We start from the raw sequence: 15,266 nt of genomic DNA, 5'->3' as shown, positions 1-15,266 counted from the left end.
CCGCGCCCGGCGGGGGCGGTGGGCTGACATGCATGTCGTCTATCCCGTCGTCGTGTCCGCCCTGCTCTTTTCGATCGGCGTGTACGGCGTGCTGGCCAGGCGCAACGCGATCCTCGTGCTGATGTCGGTCGAGCTCATGCTCAACGCGGTCAACCTCAACCTCGTCGTCTTCGACGTGTGGCTGAAAGACCGGCTCCACAGCGGCCAGGTGCTCACGTTGTTCGTGATCGTCATAGCCGCCGCGGAGGTGGGCCTGGGGCTGGCGATCGTGCTGGCCCTCTTCCGCAACCGGCGGAGCATCGACGTCGACCGGCTCCGTGACCTGTCCGAACGGGACGCCCCCGCGGAGGACCGCTCATGATCACTGTGGTCGCCCTGATCGTCCTGTTGCCGTTCGCGGGCGCGGTCGCGGGGCTGCTGGGGTCGCGGTGGCCGCGCGGCGGCAGCCGTACGGAGGAGAGCAACCGGGTCGCCAACCGCAGGGCGGCGTGGTCAGCGATCGTCCCGGCGTCGGCTTCGCTCGCGCTCACCGCATGGCTCGCCGTGTGGTCGGCCGGCGCGCTGCCGCGGGGTTCAGTGTCTTGGTCGGGCGGGGAATTCTGGTCGGGCCTGTTCCCGGGGGCCACCGAGGGCACGCTCACGCTGGTCGAGACGGGCTCGGTGCCGATCTCCTTCACGCTGCGCGCCGACGGACTGTCGGTGCTGCTCGGCATGCTCGTGGCCGTGGTGGCGCTGGCGGTGCAGGTCTACTCGGTCGGATACATGCGCGACGACCCGCGCTATCCGTCCTACAGCGCCTTCATCAGCCTGTTCACCAGCGCGATGTCGCTGGTGGTCTTCGCGGGCGACCTGATCGTGCTCTACGCAGGCTGGGAGATCATGGGCCTGTGCTCCTACCTCCTGATCGGGCACTGGTGGGAGGACCGGGCCAACTCGCGGGCGGCGGTCAAGGCGTTCCTGGTCACCCGGCTGGGCGACGTCGGCTTTTTGTTCGGGATCTTCACGCTGGGCGTCGCGGCCGGGAGCTTCAGGATCGGCGACGTGCTGCGGGCCGACATCCCCACGGGAACGCTGGTCACGGCCACGATGTTGCTGCTCGCCGGAGTGGCGGGCAAGAGCGCCCAGGCGCCGCTGCACACCTGGCTGCCGGACGCGATGGCAGGCCCGACGCCGATCAGCGCGCTCATCCACGCGGCCACCATGGTCGCGGCCGGCATCTTCATCGTCGCCAGGCTCTATCCGTTGTTCCTCGGCGCGCAGCCGACGCTCGACGTGCTCGGGGTCGTCGCCGCCGTCGGCATGCTGGGCGCGGCCCTGGCCGCCCTCGCGCAGAACGACCTCAAGCGGGTGCTGGCCTATTCGACGATCAGCCAGCTCGCGTACATGGCCGCAGCCCTGGCGGCGGGCTCGGACCAGGCGGCGATCTTCCACCTGCTCACGCACGGCGCGTTCAAGGCGCTGCTGTTCCTGTGCGCGGGCGTGGTGATCCACCACGTGGGCTCCAACCGGATGAGCCACATGGGCGGGTTGCGCACCGCGCTGCCGTTCACGTTCGCCGCGATGACGATCGGGTTCGCCGCCCTGATGGGGTTGCCGCCGGCCGGCGGGTTCTTCAGCAAGGACGCGGTGATCGCGGCCATCGAGCACTCCCACGGCCCCGCCCAGCCCTTCCTGTACGGCTCGGCGCTGCTGACGGTCGGCGTGACCGGCGCGTACGCGGCCCGCGCCTGGTTGCGGACCTTCTTCGGCCCGTCACGGGTCGAGCCGCTGCCCGAGCCCCCGCCGGGGACCGCGCACGTCTTCGACGGCCGTGAGGCGCCGAAGTCGATGCTCTGGCCCGTCGGCGTGCTCGCCGTACCCGCCCTGCTGTTGGGCTTCGCCGGTCTCCCCGACGTCGACTGGGGCTCGGCCGCGGTCAGCCTGCTCGTGGCGCTCCTGGGCGCCGGGGGCGTCTACGCGTTCTGGCGGAGCGCCCCGCGCCAGGACCCCGCCCGCATGCTCGGGCCGTTCCGCGTGGTGTGCGAGCGGGCGTTCTACGTCGACGAGCTCTACCGGTCCCTGTTCGCGCGCCCGGTGCTCCGGCTGGCTCGTGCCGTGGCCAGGGCCGACGGGCAGCTGGTCGACGGCGCCGTCCGCGGCTCCGGCCGGCTGACGATACGCCTGTCCGGGTTCGTACGGCTGGCCCAGAACGGCAACACCCAGCTGTACGTCACGGGCCTGCTGGCCGGTCTCCTGCTGATCACGGTGGCGGCGGTGGTGCTGGCATGAACTGGCTCCTGATCCTGCTGCCGGCGGTTCCGCTGCTCGGCGCCGCCGGAACGGTCGCCGTGAGCGGGCGGACGGCGAGCCGCTACGGCGTCGCCGTCTCCGCGGCGGTCCTCGCGATCGCGGTGGCCGTCGCCGCGGTCTTCGACTACGGCCAGGCCGGACGTATGCAGCTCCAGACCGACCTGCCGTGGATCCCCGGCCTCGGCCTGCGCTTCCACCTGGGGATCGACGGCATCTCGCTGCCCCTCGTCGTGCTGACCGCGCTGCTGACGTTCCTGTGCTTCCTCCACCTCGCCGGGCACCCGCCGGAGGCCGGCCGGACGCGGGCGCTGGTGTTCACGCTGCTCGTGCTCGAAGTCGGCATGATCGGCACCTTCCTCGCGCTCGACCTGCTCGTCTTCTTCGTCTTCTTCGAAGTCGTGCTGATCCCGATGTACTTCGTGATCGCGATCTGGGGTGGCCGCGACAGGCGGGCGGCGGCGGTCAAGTTCATCCTCTACACGCTGCTCGGCTCGGCCGTGCTGCTCCTCGGCCTGCTGGTCGTCTGGGCGCAGGCGGGCACGCTGGACATGGTCGACCTGGCCGCGAGCCACGGGTCGGGCATCGCCAGGTCAGCCCAGATCGTGGCGTTCCTGGCGATCGGCATCGGGCTGGCGGTCAAGACGCCCATATGGCCGCTCCACACGTGGCTGCCCGACGCCCACACCGAGGCGCCGACGGTGGGCTCGGTGCTGCTGGCCGGCGTGCTGCTCAAGATGGGTTCCTACGGCTTCGCCAGGATCGCCGTCCCCGTGCTGCCCGAGGGCGCGGAGGCTCTGGCGCCCTGGCTGGGGGCGCTGGCCGTGATCGGCATCATCTACGGCTCGCTCGCCTGCCTCGCCCAGCGCGACCTGAAACGGATGATCGCGTATTCGTCGGTCGGCCACATGGGGTTCGTGCTGCTCGGCTTCGCCACGCTCACCCCGGTGGGCATGAACGCGGCGCTTTTCGGCAACATCGCCCACGGTCTGATCACCGGGCTGCTGTTCTTCGTGGTCGGCGGCATCAAGGAGCGGTACGGCACGGCCGACCTGATGAAGCTGGGAGGCGGCATGCTCCGCCGCCTGCCGTACGTCGCCTCCCTGCTCACCTTCGCCTGCGTGGCCTCTTTGGGGCTGCCGGGGCTCGCCGGGTTCTGGGGGGAGATGCTCGCGTTGCTGGGGGCGTTCCAGCCCGCCCCCGGGCTGTCCCGGCCGCTGTTCCTGGTGTTCATGGCCGTCGGCGGTGTCGGCACGGTGCTCACCGCCGCCTACTTCCTGGTGATGTTGTCGCGGGTGACCCATGGCAGGGCGCGTGAGACCGTCCCCGTCGGCCCGGCGCTGGCGTCGGCGGAGGAGATCCGGGTGGTGCTCGGGCCGGACGAGCCGATCGAGCCCGTCGCGACCGGGACGGCCGTGGCCGAGGCGGGCCCGCCGCGCGCCATCCCCATGAGGGACGTGACCGCCCACGAACTGGCCGCGTGGCTGCCGCTCGTGGCGCTGACCATCGCGTTCGGTGTGTGGCCCAAGGCCCTGCTCGCGCTGACGACGCCCGCCGTACACGCGATCTTCGGCATCGGAGGTGGGACCGGGTGATCCAGTCCATCGACTACACCGTGATCGCTGTCCCGCTGATCCTCGCGCTGGTCGCCGGGCTGGTGCTCGTGCTGGACGCCTTCCTGCCCCACCGCCCCGGCTCCGGCCGGCTGCTCGGCCTGGTCACACTCGGCGGCGTCGTCGCGGGGCTCGGTGTCACGGCGGCTCAGGCCGTGCGGGGAGGGTGGTGGCAGACGTTCTGCGTGCCCCCAGCTCTGCCGACGCCCCCGCCGATGCCCGCGCGGATGACCGTGACGCTGAACGTGTTCATCAACGCGCCGGAGGAGCTCGTCCATGCGGGTACGTCCTGTTCGTTCGTGCTCGATCGGTTCGCGCTGATCTTCGCCGGGCTGGCGCTGACCGCCGGGCTGGTCGTCGTCCTGATGTCGATGGCCGAACTCGCGGGCGGGCGCCTCCCGGTCGGCGAGTGGTACTTCCTGCTGCTGTGCACGCTGGCCGGGGCGGTGCTGCTGGCCGCCTCCCGCGACCTGATCATGCTGGTCGTCTCGCTCGAACTGGTGTCGCTGCCGGTCTTCGCGCTGACCGCGATGAGGCGCTATGACGGCCGCGCCTCCGAGGCGGCGCTCAAGCTCTTCCTTGTGTCCGTGGTCTCCACCGCGATCATGCTCTTCGGCGTGTCCCTCCTCTACGGTCTGACCGGTTCGGTGCACCTGAGCGACATCGCCACCGCCCTCAGCGGCGGCACCCCGGCGAGGCTCGGACCTGTCCCGACGGCCGCCTTCTTCAACACCGGCGCCCCGACGGGGCTCGGGCCTGTCACGGCCGTCGCGACCGTCCTCGTGCTGGCGGGGTTCGCCTTCAAGGTCGCCGCGGTGCCGTTCCACTCCTGGGCGGGCGACGTCTACGAGGGCGCTCCCGTCCCCGTGGCCGCCCTGCTGTCGGTGATCTCGAAGGCCGCCGGGTTCGCCGGGCTCATCCTCGTCCTCACGACCGCGCTGGCGGCCCAGGCGGCCGTGTGGGCTCCCGTCGTGGCCGTCGTCGCCGCGCTGACCATGACCGCGGGCAACGTCCTCGCGCTCCGGCAGCGCCGGGCCGTACGGGTGCTCGCCTGGTCGTCGGTCGCCCAGTCCGGCTACATCCTCGCCCCACTGGCCGTCTTCGCCCGAGTGGCTCGCGGGGACGTCGCGGTGGGCGCGTCAGTGGCCTACCTCGTGTTCTACGCGGCGATGAACCTCGTGGCGTTCGGCGTGGTCATGCTGGTCTCCCGGGCGCGAGAGCGCGACCTTCTGGACGACTACCGCGGGCTGATCTTCCGTCGCCCCGCCGCCGCAGCGGCCCTCGCCTTCTCGCTCATCTGCCTGGCCGGGCTTCCCCCCGGCCTCGCCGGGCTGTTCGCCAAAGTGGTCGTGTTCCGGGCGATCGTCGACGGCGGGCTCGGCTGGCTCGCCGTCGTCATGGCGGTCAACACGGTCATCGGGCTGTATTACTACATCGCCTGGACGGCCAAGCTCTTCACCCCGGCCGCCGCCGGCGAGGTCGCGGGCAGGCCGAGGTCACTGCCCGTCGCGGCCGCCGTGGGCGTCGCCTTGGCGGTCACCCTGGTCTTCTCCGTCGTCCCGCAGGTGGTCCTGGCCGCAGTGGCCTGACCGCCTGTGCCGGGAACGTTCAGCCGAGCCGTAGGCGTTAGTAAGGCTGAACGCACCAAACCGTGAGGAGGAGGCGTGCACCACAACGGCCTGCGTACCGCGGTCCTTCTGGGGGCGCTGTCCGCGTTGATCCTGGTGCTGGGGGCCTGGCTCGGGGGCGGCGGGGGCGTGCGGTTCGCGCTGATCGTGGCCCTCGTGGTGAACGGCCTCGCCTACTTCTTCTCCGACAAGATCGCGTTGTCCGCCATGCGGGCCAGGCCCGTCGCCGAGGTCGAGCAGCCGGTGCTCTACCGGATCGTGCGGGAGTTGTCCTACGACGCCCGCCAGCCCATGCCCCGGCTCTACATCTCCCCGACCATGCAGCCCAACGCGTTCGCCACGGGCCGCAACCCGCGCAACGCCGCCGTCTGCGTCACCCACGGCGTCCTCGGCATCCTCAACGAGCGTGAGCTCAAGGGCGTGATCGGGCACGAGCTCTCGCACGTCTACAACCGCGACATCCTGATCTCCTCGATCGCCGGTGCCCTCGCCACGATGATCACCTACTTCGGGTACATCGGGCTGTTCTTCGGCTCCGACGACGACGAGGGCCCCGGCGTCCTCGGCGCCCTGCTCGTCATGATCCTCGGGCCCGTCGCCGCGTCGATGATCCAGATGGCGATCTCCCGCTCGCGCGAGTTCGCCGCCGACGAGTCCGGTGCCCGGCTGACGGGCGATCCGCTCGCCCTGGCCTCGGCCCTGCGGAAGATCGAGATGGGCATCCGCCAGCTTCCGCTGCCCGAGAACGGGCGCCTGGCCTCCGCCAGCCACATGATGATCGCCAACCCGTTCCGGCAGGCGGGCATCGGCAGGCTGTTCTCCACCCACCCGCCGATCGCCGAGCGGATCTCCCGCCTGGAGCGGATGGCGGGCTACCGCCGCTGATCCCGTCAGGAGTGCCGGGCGACCGGGTCGGTCTCCTCCGCGCGCAACGCGGGCAGCCCGTCGATGCTCTCCCGGTTGTTCTTCGAGCGGTAGGCCCTCTTCTGCTGCACGTCCTTGCGGCCGGCCCACTCGTCGAGCAGCGTCCGGTCCTCGTCGAAGCTCATGAACGGCACGGAGAAGCCGCACGAGTCGCTGATGCGGCCGCAGCGCACGACGATGATCGACCGCACGCCCGGATGCGGGCCGAAAAGCTTGATCAGCTCGTCGAAGTCGTCGTCCAGAGGGGTCACCACACGGCCGGTGCCGTACAGGCGCACGATGTTGGGCGAGCCGCCGAAGGCGCAGAACATCAGGGTGACGCGGCCGTTGTCGCGGATGTGGGCGATCGTCTCGACTCCGCTGCCGTCCAGGTCGAGGTAGGCGACCGTGGTGTCGTCGATGACAGCGAAGGTGTCGGCGTATCCCTTGGGTGAGACGTTGACGTGGCCGCCGCTCTCGGGGGCGGTCGCGACGAAGAAGACCGGCTGGCCGGTGATGAAGTCGCGCAGGCGGTCGGTGATCCGTTCATAGATCTTCCCCATGCCGCGACCATAACCCGGGGGGTACCGGGCGTTAACGGCCAGGGAGGGTGGTGTCGGACACAGGTGATCGTCCGGCCTCGGCGAGCCGCTCCATGAGCTCTCCGGCCATGTAGAGCAGGTGGCGCTCGGCGGGGGACAGATGCCCGTCGATGGCGGCGGCCAGCCACGCGTCGCGGTGGGCCATGTCCTCGACCAGGGCGTCCCGCCCGGCCGGGGTGAGCGTGACCACCCACTGCCGCCCGTCGGACGGGTCGCGATGCCGCGCCACGAGCCCCTCGCCCTCCAGGTCGGCGAGCACCCGGGTCATCGACTGGGCCTTGACGTGCTCGGCCGCCGCGATCTCCGTCGGCGTCATGCCGCCGCTCCTGTGGAGGTCGGCGAGCACGCTCAGCTTGGTCCCGTTGAGGCTCCCCGCCGGTCTCTCCATGCGCAGCCGCCGGGCGAGCCGCATCGCGCCCCGCCGTACGGTTGCCGCCCCCTCTTGCTCGTTCATCGAGTAGATCCTACGCTTCTCCTTGGTATTAACTGGTCAATATGGGCGAAGTCCTACGTAGGTGCTGATGAGAATTCCCCGATCTTTCATCGCCGCGGTGGGCTCCGCCGCGACGCTGGCCGTGCTCGCCGCCGGAGAGCGGGAGCCGCTCGGCGTCATCGTGCTCGGTGTGGTTCTGGCGATCTCCCTCGACCGCATGCGGGCCGGGCGCGGCTCCCTGCTGGTCGTGCCGGTCATCGCGGTCACGGGCCTGATCGGCGCCCTCATGCACTGGGCGCCGATCCCCGGGGAGGCGGTCTTCGTGGCCGCCGTCTTCGTCTCGATCCACCTGAGGAGATACGGCGCCCGGGCTGCCGCGATCGGGCGCATGATGCTGTTCCCCCTGCTCGGGCTCTTCATCGTGCCGGTGCCCGTCGGCCACGACCCGTGGAGCGCGTTGCTCTGGTCGGTCGTCGCCGGTCTCGTGGCGCTCGCCTGGACCACGATCACCTCGTTTCGTGCCCCCGCTCGAGAGCCCTCCCGCGAGCCTGCGGCGGGATCGGTGCACACGAGGTTCGCCGCGCAGTCGGCGGCGGCGCTGGCCCTGGCGTTCTGCGCGGGGCATCTGCTCTTCGGCCACTGGGCCTGGGTGGTGATCAGCGCCTTCACCGTGTCGGTCGGCGCGCGCTCGCGGGGTCACGTCGTCCACCGGAGCGTCCAGCGCACGGGCGGCGCCCTGCTCGGGACGGCGACGGCCACCCTGCTCAGCGGCCTGATCGTCCCGCACGGCTGGCCGGCCGCCGTACTGATCTTCGCCTATCTCCTGGCCGGGCTCGCCCTGCGCGACCGCAACTACGTGTACTGGTCGTTCTGCGTGACCAGCATCCTCGCCATCCTGTACGGACTGTCCGGGCAGGCGGGGGGCGGGGAGGTGCTGGCGGAGAGACTGGCCGCGGTCGTGGTCGGGTGCCTGTGCGGCGTGTTGCCCGCGTGGCTCCTGCTCCCGATCAAGACGGAGGCGGTCATGCGCAAGCGCCTGGCCACGACCCTGGCCGCGCTCGGAGCGCTGCTCGAAAAGCCCGACGAGGATCGGCGGCGCGATTTCGACACGAGCGTGGCCGGGCTCCGGGTCGCCGCGGAACCCGGCCTGGCCTGGCGCCGGCTTACTTGGGGGCTCACCCGGCGGGCCGGCCTGGCGGACTGCGTCGACCTGCTGGCCTCCTGCGGGCCCATGGCCGGCGACCTGGGCGGCGACGAAACGGCACGGGCGGCCCGGGGAGCGCTGAGACGCAACATCGGGGCCACGAGGACGGCCCTGGGCCTGCGGCCCGTCCCCGAACTGCTGGCCGTACCCGGGGGAGGGGCCGCGGCGGCCACACTCGACACGACGCTGAGAAGCGTGCACGCGTCGGTGGTCGCCGCGGTCACCCCCGATTGAGACTCACACGCCGGGATGGAGCACGCGGCGCAGGAACTCCCTGGTCCGGTTGTGCTGCGGATCGGCGATGACCTGCTCCGGCGGCCCGTCCTCGACGATCACGCCGTGGTCCATGAAGACCACGCGGTCGGCGACCTCGCGGGCGAAGCCCATCTCGTGCGTGACGACCAGCATCGTCATGCCGTCCTCCGCGAGGCGCCGCATGACCTGCAGGACGTCGCCGACGAGCTCCGGGTCGAGCGCCGAGGTCGGCTCGTCGAAGAGCATCAGCGACGGGTTCATCGCCAGCGCACGGGCGATGGCCACCCGCTGCTGCTGCCCGCCGGACAACTGGGCCGGGTAGGAATCGGCCTTCTCGCTGAGCCCGACCTTCTCCAGGTTCTCCCGCGCGATGCGTACGGCCTCCGCCCGCGGGCGCTTGAGCACCCGCTCCTGGGCGATCGTGACGTTGCGCAGCACGGTGAGGTGCGCGAAGAGGTTGAACTGCTGGAAGACCATGCCGAGCCGCCGCCGGGCGGCGTCGAGGTCCACGTCGGGGTGCGTGAGTTCGACACCGTCGACGAACACCTGGCCCGAGGTGGGCTGCTCCAGCAGGTTGACGCAGCGCAGCAACGTCGACTTGCCCGAGCCCGACGGGCCGATGACGCACACGACCTGGCCGCTCTCGACGCTGAAGTCGATGCCCTTCAGCACTTCGAGCTTGCCGAAGGACTTGTGCAGGTTCCTGATCTCGACGGTGCTCATCGGCTCGCTCCCTGGCGTGCCTCCAGGCGGCGGGCCGCATACCCCAGAGGGATCGTGATCAGCAGGTAGGTCAGGCCGGACACCAGGATCGGCGTCGGGTTGGCGAAGGTAGACGCCTGGTCGTTGCCGAACTTGGCCAGCTCGACCTGCGTGGCCGTGACGCCCAGGAACAACACCAGCGAGGAGTCCTTGAACAGCAGGACGAGCTCGTTGGTCAGCGGCGGGATCACGATGCGGATCGCCTGCGGGATCACGATCGAGACCATCGCCCGCAGGTGGGGCATGCCGAGCGACCTCGCCGCCTCCATCTGGCCCTTGGGCACCGCCTGCAGGCCGGCCCGGAACGTTTCGGCCATGTAGGCGGCCGAAACGACGCCGAGGCCCAGCGCCGCCTGGCCGTACACGTCGCCGGGCACCTGGAAGCCGGGGAAGGCCAGCGGGAGGCTGCCGATCATCAGGAAGATGAGCAGGGCCGGCAGGCCGCGGAAGATCTCGACGTAGGCCGCCGCGATCCACCGGTACGGCCCGACGGAGGACTGCCGCATGAGCGCCAGCACCAGCCCGACGGCGAAGCCGATGACGAACCCGCTGATCGTGTAGATCACGGTGTTCTTCAGCGCCACCGTGAACAGGTCGGGCAGGTCCTGCTTCGCGACATCGAGGTTGAGGAACGACTGCCGGATGGCCGCCCAGTCGGCCAGCGCAGCGACCACGATGACGAGGGCGATGAGCACGCCGTACTGGATGCCACGGCTGACGCGCTGCCTCTGGCGGGGGCTGAGCCGCGGCTTCTGTGCTGGTGCCTCCTCGCCGGCCGTGTCTGTCATGGGGTGGTGGAGGGCGAGGCGGACGGGGCGGCGCCGGCGGGGGCACCGGGCTCGGTGCCGAACCACTTCTTGTAGATGGCGTTGTAGGTGCCGTCGGCCTTGGCGGTCGTGATGGCGTCGTTGATGACCTGCGCCAGGGCCGTGTTGCCCTTCTTCATGCCGATGCCGTACTGCTCACCGGTGTTGAGGCTGGCGACCTGGGCGAACTTGGCGCCGATCTCCGGCTTCTTCAGCCAGGTCTGCACGACTGGGAGGTCCTGGACGATCACGTCCACCTGGCCGGTCTGGAGGGCGAGGAGCTCCTTGGGTGAGTCGGCGTACTCGACCGGGTTGAAGCCCTTGCCCTTGACGTAGTCGAGGCCGGTCGTGGAGGCCTGGGCGCCCAGCTTGAGGTTCTTGGCCTTGACGTCGTCGAGCGAGGTGACGCCGCTGTCCTTCTTCGCCATCAGCGACTGGGTGGCGTCGAAGTACGGCACGGAGAAGTCGATGTTCTGCTTGCGCTCGTCGGTGATCGTCATGCCGGCCGCCGCGACGTCGCACTTGCCGGCGTTCATGGCCGCGCCGCTCTTGATGGCGGCGAAGTCGATGTCGACGATGTCCTGCGTGACGCCCAGCTTCTTGGCGGCCAGGTCGACGATGTCGACGTCGAACCCGACGACCTTGTCGCCCTGGTTGAACTCGAACGGCTCATAGGGGATGTTGGTGCAAGTCGTGATCTTGCCCGCTTTGACGAGCTTGACGCCCCCGGCAGCCGGGGAGGCCGTGGACGTGTCACTGGACCCGCCACCGCAGGCGGAGGCGACGAGGACGACCGCCAGAGTCGTCGCGCCGATCGCGGCGGATCGAGGGAAGGTGGACCAGGGAGCCACGCAGGCCTCCTCTTTGTGGTGCAAACCGGACTACTTGCATGCGCAGTTTAGAGGCACATTGTTTCGCATTGTCTTCCGACTGAACTCTTGGCGCCATTCCCAAAGAGAACGGTGGGCCCAGGGGAAACGGTAGCCACAGTAGATGTCGGTTATATCCGGTAATGACCGTTTGAGAGAGGCTCGTCGCGAGGCCCCGGGGGAGAGGCGACGGGCGGGCAGGGGTCGGCGCGTGGCTGTGGGGCATCGGCATGCGGGGCGGGGCCGGCGCCACTCTCATGGAATCGTCATGGACGCTGCCGGGGGCCGTGTGCCGCTCAACTTGAGCAGAGCCTCCTCGGAGGCGCTGCCGGGCTCGGCTTGCATGGTGAAAAGACGCTGGCCGGGGGCGTTGTCGATGGAGAACCCCTCAAGCCGAAGGGCCACCTCCCCGACAAGAGGATGGCGCACGCGAACGACGTCGTGGCGCCTGGACCGCACGTCGTAACGAGCCCAAATCCGCCGGAAGTCCTCGCTGCCCTCCGAGACCTCCTCCACCAGTTCGAGCAGGGATCGATCACCGTGGTTCGCTCCTACGGCGGCGCGTAGGTGGGCGACCATGGAACGGGCCTCCTGTTCCCAGTCCGGCCAGTACCGCCGGGCCGCCGGGCTGAGGAAAAGCATGCGCATGAAGTTGTCGGTGTGCTCGAACCCTTCGGCGAGGGCGGCAGACAGCCGGTTTCTGGCCAGCACGTCCGTTCGGCGGTTCAGCACGTTCGCCAGTCCGTGGTCCCACGTGTTCAAAAGCCGCAGTACGTAGGGGTCGACCTGGTCATCCTCGCCGTCGATTCCGCAGTGACGCGGCCGGGCACGGGCGAGCTGGTGAAGATGCTCGGTTTCCTCGCAGTCAAGGCGGAACGCCTGGGCCAGGGCGTCGAGCACCTGATCCGACGGACGGCGTTGTTTGCCCTGCTCCAGCCTCGTGTAGTAGTCGAGGCTGACACCCGCCAGGAGGGCCACCTCGTCGCGGCGCAGCCCAGGCGTCCGGCGGCGGTCGCCATCGTTCGGCAGGCCCGCCTCGTCGAGGGCCATGGTCTGGCGCCGAGCGCGAAGGAACTCACCAAGAGCGCTCCTCATACCGGACAGCCTAAGAAGGCAGAGGTCAACAAATACAAAAGCGATTGGACGCCTTGCTGGGGCGTGGTCGTCCCGTTCGTCAGCCCTGTGGCTTGCGCCAGACGATGCTGTAACGCAACAGGAGGTGACGGCGATATCGGGACCCGGGAAGGATCTCGGCGGCCAGCGCTCGCATCTGCGGGTACGTCACCGGAGGCGGCCACACTGTGGGGGACGGATGCTCCCAGTGGCCCTTCCTGGCGCGATGGAAGGTGCCGACGACGACACCGGCCAGGTCGCGCGGCAGGTCGTTGGGCATGACGCTACGGGCCAAGCCGACGATGGCCAGGATGCCTCCGGGGCGCAGCAGGTCGCGCATGCGGGCCAAGCCGGTGGCGGCGTCCATGTGGTGCAGGGCGGCCACCGACGCGATGACGTCGAACGAGGCGGGTTCGAAGGGGTGGGTGAGAAAATCGCCGAGGATGTAGTCGACGTTGTCCGGATATTTGCGGGCTTGGTTGATGCTGGGCGCGTCGAGGTCGATGGCGGTGACGTGCGGTACGGCCTGCCGGAGCTCCCGGGCGAGCATGCCCTCGCCGCAGCCGACGTCGAGGGCGCGCCGGGAGCCATCGGGGACAGCGCGCAGGATGCGGGGGTGGTAATGGATGTTGTGATTCCACCGGTTGCCGTTCTGCACCGTCATGCGATCATCCTGCCGGACACAGGCCCTGCCGGTCGGCGCCGCTGAGCCTGCCAGGACCTGTCGGCCTGCGTTTTTTCCGCCGCACTCCTCATGCGCGACAGCGGAAGCGTGAAGACGGCGCAGATGGCAAAAGGCCCATGCCACTCTCCTCATCACGCTGAATATCCACGTGGGGAGTGGCCTGAGCGTGTCCCCTGAAAAGCCACCCGTATGAAATGCCAGGTCGGCGTTGCTGTCGCTAGCGGTAGTTCGTGAACTGCCACGGTGTGTGGCCGACCAGCCTTGAAGCGCCGATGTGGCCTCTGACCTGCGGGTTTGGCATCTCGGCGTTTGTCTAAGATCTCCATAATGTTGCCTGACTTGCGCCCATTTAAGGCGACTTTGGCGGATAGTTTGAAGACACCGAGGACTTTTTGTGCGTTGGCATCAGAGTCGGCGTCGCCCGCGGCGATAGCGGACACGGTTAGAAGACCGAGGAAGCCGACTCATTGTGATCCTGAAATTTGTTAACAACCCCTACTCCGGGGCTCATACGCGCGCGCGTCCGCCGGTCGCTTGCCGGCTCGCCCACACCATCGTCGGACTCCATGGCGAAATCGATATCGCCACGAGCCCGGCACTACGGATGCGCCTACGCGATGCGCTCCAACGGTCCGAGGACGTACTCATCCTCGATCTGTCCCATGTGTCCTTCTGCGACGCGTCCGGATTGCGCGTGTTGGTCGGCATCCAGCGCCGTACCAGGCAGCGCGGCATCACGCTCCGGCTCGCCGGACCGAGTCCTCTGATGACTCGCCTGCTGCAGATCACGGGCCTGGACCAAAGCTTCACGATCCACCCGACGCTGTCCAGCGCGATCGCGTCCACACACCGCGATCCGGTTGACTGAAACCGCGTCGCTACCACCAGCCTGGCCATGGACACCACAGCCACCCCACAACCGCATCTGCCCATGGTCCAGGTGCGACCGTCGGCGGGATGCGGTCTACGCGGTGGAGAGATCACCGGCTTGGAACTCGACGCGATCGACTTTTTGCGGCGTGAGATCGACGTACGTCAACAGCTTGTCTGCGTAGCTGGGCGCAAGCCTTGTCTTGGGCCGCCCAAGACCCAAGACATCGGTTCGCACAGTCGAGCTACCCGACGTGGTGGTGTGGGCTCTTAAGCGGCACATTGAGCGCTACTCACCCGTTGAGATCGAGATCGACGATGAGACTGACCTGCGCAACCCTCGGCGTCGCCTCGCGAAGCTGCTCTTCCTCAGCTCGACGGTCAACCCCATCCACCGCGCGGATTGGGCGCACATCTAGGCACCAGCTCGTGATGCAGCCGATATCCCCAAGGGAACGGGGCTGCACTCCTTCCGCCACTACTTCGCCATACTCTTGATTCACAATGGCGCAAGCGCCGAAACGGTACAGATGGCGCTAGGCCATGCCACTCCCACGATCACGCTGAATACCTACGTGGGGGAGTGGCCTGAGCCTCATGAGAAGACCCGGCGCATCGTTGACGACGCCCTGGGCCGTGTGCCCGGCATGTGCCCTGACAAGGCCACTCGTCGATGAAACGCCAGGTCGGCGCCCCTGTGCTAGCGGTAGTTCGTGAACTGCAGGGCGATGTCGAGGTCCTTGCCCTTTAGCAGGGCGATGACCTCCTGGAGGTCGTCCTTCTTCTTGCTGGTGACGCGGAGCTCGTCGCCCTGGATCTGCGCCTTTATGCCCTTGGGCCCCTCGTCGCGGATGAGCTTCGAGATCTTCTTCGCGTTCTCCTGGTCGATGCCCTCCTTGAGGGCGACCGTCAGCCGGTATTCCTTGCCGGACAGCCTCGGTTCGCCCGAGTCGAGAACCTTCAGCGAAAGGCCTCGCTTGACGATCTTCTCCTTGAACACGTCGAGGACCGCGTTCGCACGCTCCTCGCTGTTCGCTTTGATCTCGATGTTGTCGCCCGACCAGGAGATCTCGGCTCCTGTGCCCTTGAAGTCGAATCGGTGCCCGACCTCCTTGGCCGTCTGGTTCAGGGCGTTGTCGACCTCCTGCCGGTCGATCTTGCTGACGACGTCGAAACTGCTGTCGGCCATCGGTGTCCGTGTCCTCTCCTCGTTGCCTTCTGAGATTAGTGGCCCAGG

16 protein-coding genes are annotated in these 15,266 nt (G+C 68.8%); 8 read left to right on the top strand and 8 right to left on the bottom strand.

Annotated features, from left to right (window positions below):
• The first annotated feature begins 28 nt into the window (after positions 1-28).
• From nuoK to htpX, 5 genes are all read left to right on the top strand, one after another.
• Entirely contained in the window at positions 29-361 is a 333-nt protein-coding gene (gene nuoK / locus Pth03_RS09365; RefSeq protein ID WP_203943771.1) for an NADH-quinone oxidoreductase subunit NuoK, read from the top strand.
• Positions 358-2,268, top strand: a complete 1,911-nt coding sequence (locus tag Pth03_RS09360; protein ID WP_203943770.1) for an NADH-quinone oxidoreductase subunit 5 family protein — start codon at positions 358-360, stop codon at positions 2,266-2,268. The genes nuoK and Pth03_RS09360 overlap by 4 nt, the downstream gene beginning before the upstream one ends.
• Entirely contained in the window at positions 2,265-3,881 is a 1,617-nt protein-coding gene (locus tag Pth03_RS09355; RefSeq protein WP_203943769.1) for a complex I subunit 4 family protein, read from the top strand. The genes Pth03_RS09360 and Pth03_RS09355 overlap by 4 nt, the downstream gene beginning before the upstream one ends.
• Positions 3,878-5,488: an NADH-quinone oxidoreductase subunit N gene (locus Pth03_RS09350; RefSeq protein WP_203943768.1), complete on the top strand. Its 1,611-nt coding sequence runs from the start codon at positions 3,878-3,880 to the stop codon at positions 5,486-5,488. Before Pth03_RS09355 ends, Pth03_RS09350 begins: the two co-directional genes overlap by 4 nt.
• Before the next feature lie 75 nt (positions 5,489-5,563).
• Positions 5,564-6,412: a zinc metalloprotease HtpX gene (gene htpX / locus Pth03_RS09345; RefSeq protein ID WP_203943767.1), complete on the top strand. Its 849-nt coding sequence runs from the start codon at positions 5,564-5,566 to the stop codon at positions 6,410-6,412.
• Positions 6,413-6,417: 5 nt separating this feature from the next.
• Here the strand turns inward: htpX and Pth03_RS09340 are convergent, their stop codons facing one another.
• Complete coding sequence (locus Pth03_RS09340; protein ID WP_203943766.1) at positions 6,418-6,993, bottom strand: pyridoxamine 5'-phosphate oxidase family protein; 576 nt, start codon at positions 6,991-6,993, stop codon at positions 6,418-6,420.
• Between the two features lie 31 nt (positions 6,994-7,024).
• Positions 7,025-7,486, bottom strand: coding sequence for a MarR family winged helix-turn-helix transcriptional regulator (locus Pth03_RS09335; protein ID WP_203943765.1), 462 nt, complete (start codon positions 7,484-7,486; stop codon positions 7,025-7,027).
• 67 nt (positions 7,487-7,553) lie between these two features.
• Here Pth03_RS09335 and Pth03_RS09330 point away from each other — a divergent pair, with 67 nt between their 5' ends.
• Positions 7,554-8,903, top strand: a complete 1,350-nt coding sequence (locus Pth03_RS09330; protein ID WP_203943764.1) for an FUSC family protein — start codon at positions 7,554-7,556, stop codon at positions 8,901-8,903.
• A gap of 3 nt (positions 8,904-8,906) precedes the next feature.
• Here the strand turns inward: Pth03_RS09330 and Pth03_RS09325 are convergent, their stop codons facing one another.
• The 5 genes from Pth03_RS09325 to Pth03_RS09305 form a co-directional block, all read right to left on the bottom strand.
• Entirely contained in the window at positions 8,907-9,647 is a 741-nt protein-coding gene (locus tag Pth03_RS09325) for an amino acid ABC transporter ATP-binding protein (protein ID WP_203943763.1), read from the bottom strand.
• A complete protein-coding gene (locus Pth03_RS09320; RefSeq protein ID WP_203943762.1) occupies positions 9,644-10,474 on the bottom strand; it encodes an amino acid ABC transporter permease in 831 nt (276 codons plus the stop codon). Before Pth03_RS09320 ends, Pth03_RS09325 begins: the two co-directional genes overlap by 4 nt.
• A complete protein-coding gene (locus Pth03_RS09315) occupies positions 10,471-11,343 on the bottom strand; it encodes a transporter substrate-binding domain-containing protein (protein ID WP_203943761.1) in 873 nt (290 codons plus the stop codon). The genes Pth03_RS09320 and Pth03_RS09315 overlap by 4 nt, the downstream gene beginning before the upstream one ends.
• A 273-nt stretch (positions 11,344-11,616) precedes the next feature.
• Positions 11,617-12,456 carry a helix-turn-helix transcriptional regulator gene (locus Pth03_RS09310; RefSeq protein ID WP_203943760.1) on the bottom strand — a complete coding sequence of 280 codons (840 nt, stop codon included), beginning with the start codon at positions 12,454-12,456 and terminating at the stop codon, positions 11,617-11,619.
• A gap of 79 nt (positions 12,457-12,535) precedes the next feature.
• Complete coding sequence (locus tag Pth03_RS09305) at positions 12,536-13,138, bottom strand: class I SAM-dependent methyltransferase (protein ID WP_203943759.1); 603 nt, start codon at positions 13,136-13,138, stop codon at positions 12,536-12,538.
• Positions 13,139-13,628: 490 nt separating this feature from the next.
• On the opposite strand from Pth03_RS09305, the gene Pth03_RS09300 reads away from it, so the two are divergent.
• Both Pth03_RS09300 and Pth03_RS42445 read left to right on the top strand, forming a co-directional pair.
• A complete protein-coding gene (locus Pth03_RS09300) occupies positions 13,629-14,027 on the top strand; it encodes an STAS domain-containing protein (protein ID WP_239118882.1) in 399 nt (132 codons plus the stop codon).
• Positions 14,028-14,472: 445 nt separating this feature from the next.
• A complete protein-coding gene (locus tag Pth03_RS42445; RefSeq protein WP_203943997.1) occupies positions 14,473-14,706 on the top strand; it encodes a tyrosine-type recombinase/integrase in 234 nt (77 codons plus the stop codon).
• A 23-nt stretch (positions 14,707-14,729) separates the two neighbouring features.
• Here the strand turns inward: Pth03_RS42445 and Pth03_RS09290 are convergent, their stop codons facing one another.
• Entirely contained in the window at positions 14,730-15,218 is a 489-nt protein-coding gene (locus Pth03_RS09290) for a YajQ family cyclic di-GMP-binding protein (protein ID WP_203943758.1), read from the bottom strand.
• Between the last annotated feature and the right edge of the window lie 48 nt (positions 15,219-15,266).

Source organism: Planotetraspora thailandica (assembly GCF_016863335.1).
GTDB classification, from domain to species: domain Bacteria; phylum Actinomycetota; class Actinomycetes; order Streptosporangiales; family Streptosporangiaceae; genus Planotetraspora; species Planotetraspora thailandica.
This window is presented reverse-complemented; position numbering and strand designations above follow the sequence as displayed.

What these genes read in the sequence shown, in the direction of transcription:
- Pth03_RS09305 (WP_203943759.1), bottom strand. Translation starts at nt 13,138, where the DNA reads ATGACGGTGCAGAACGGCAACCGGTGGAATCACAACATCCATTACCAC.
- Pth03_RS09355 (WP_203943769.1), top strand. Translation starts at nt 2,265, where the DNA reads ATGAACTGGCTCCTGATCCTGCTGCCGGCGGTTCCGCTGCTCGGCGCC.
- Pth03_RS09290 (WP_203943758.1), bottom strand. Translation starts at nt 15,218, where the DNA reads ATGGCCGACAGCAGTTTCGACGTCGTCAGCAAGATCGACCGGCAGGAG.
- Pth03_RS09330 (WP_203943764.1), top strand. Translation starts at nt 7,554, where the DNA reads ATGAGAATTCCCCGATCTTTCATCGCCGCGGTGGGCTCCGCCGCGACG.
- Pth03_RS09320 (WP_203943762.1), bottom strand. Translation starts at nt 10,474, where the DNA reads ATGACAGACACGGCCGGCGAGGAGGCACCAGCACAGAAGCCGCGGCTC.
- Pth03_RS09325 (WP_203943763.1), bottom strand. Translation starts at nt 9,647, where the DNA reads ATGAGCACCGTCGAGATCAGGAACCTGCACAAGTCCTTCGGCAAGCTC.
- Pth03_RS09310 (WP_203943760.1), bottom strand. Translation starts at nt 12,456, where the DNA reads ATGAGGAGCGCTCTTGGTGAGTTCCTTCGCGCTCGGCGCCAGACCATG.
- Pth03_RS09335 (WP_203943765.1), bottom strand. Translation starts at nt 7,486, where the DNA reads ATGAACGAGCAAGAGGGGGCGGCAACCGTACGGCGGGGCGCGATGCGG.
- Pth03_RS09360 (WP_203943770.1), top strand. Translation starts at nt 358, where the DNA reads ATGATCACTGTGGTCGCCCTGATCGTCCTGTTGCCGTTCGCGGGCGCG.
- nuoK (WP_203943771.1), top strand. Translation starts at nt 29, where the DNA reads ATGCATGTCGTCTATCCCGTCGTCGTGTCCGCCCTGCTCTTTTCGATC.
- Pth03_RS09340 (WP_203943766.1), bottom strand. Translation starts at nt 6,993, where the DNA reads ATGGGGAAGATCTATGAACGGATCACCGACCGCCTGCGCGACTTCATC.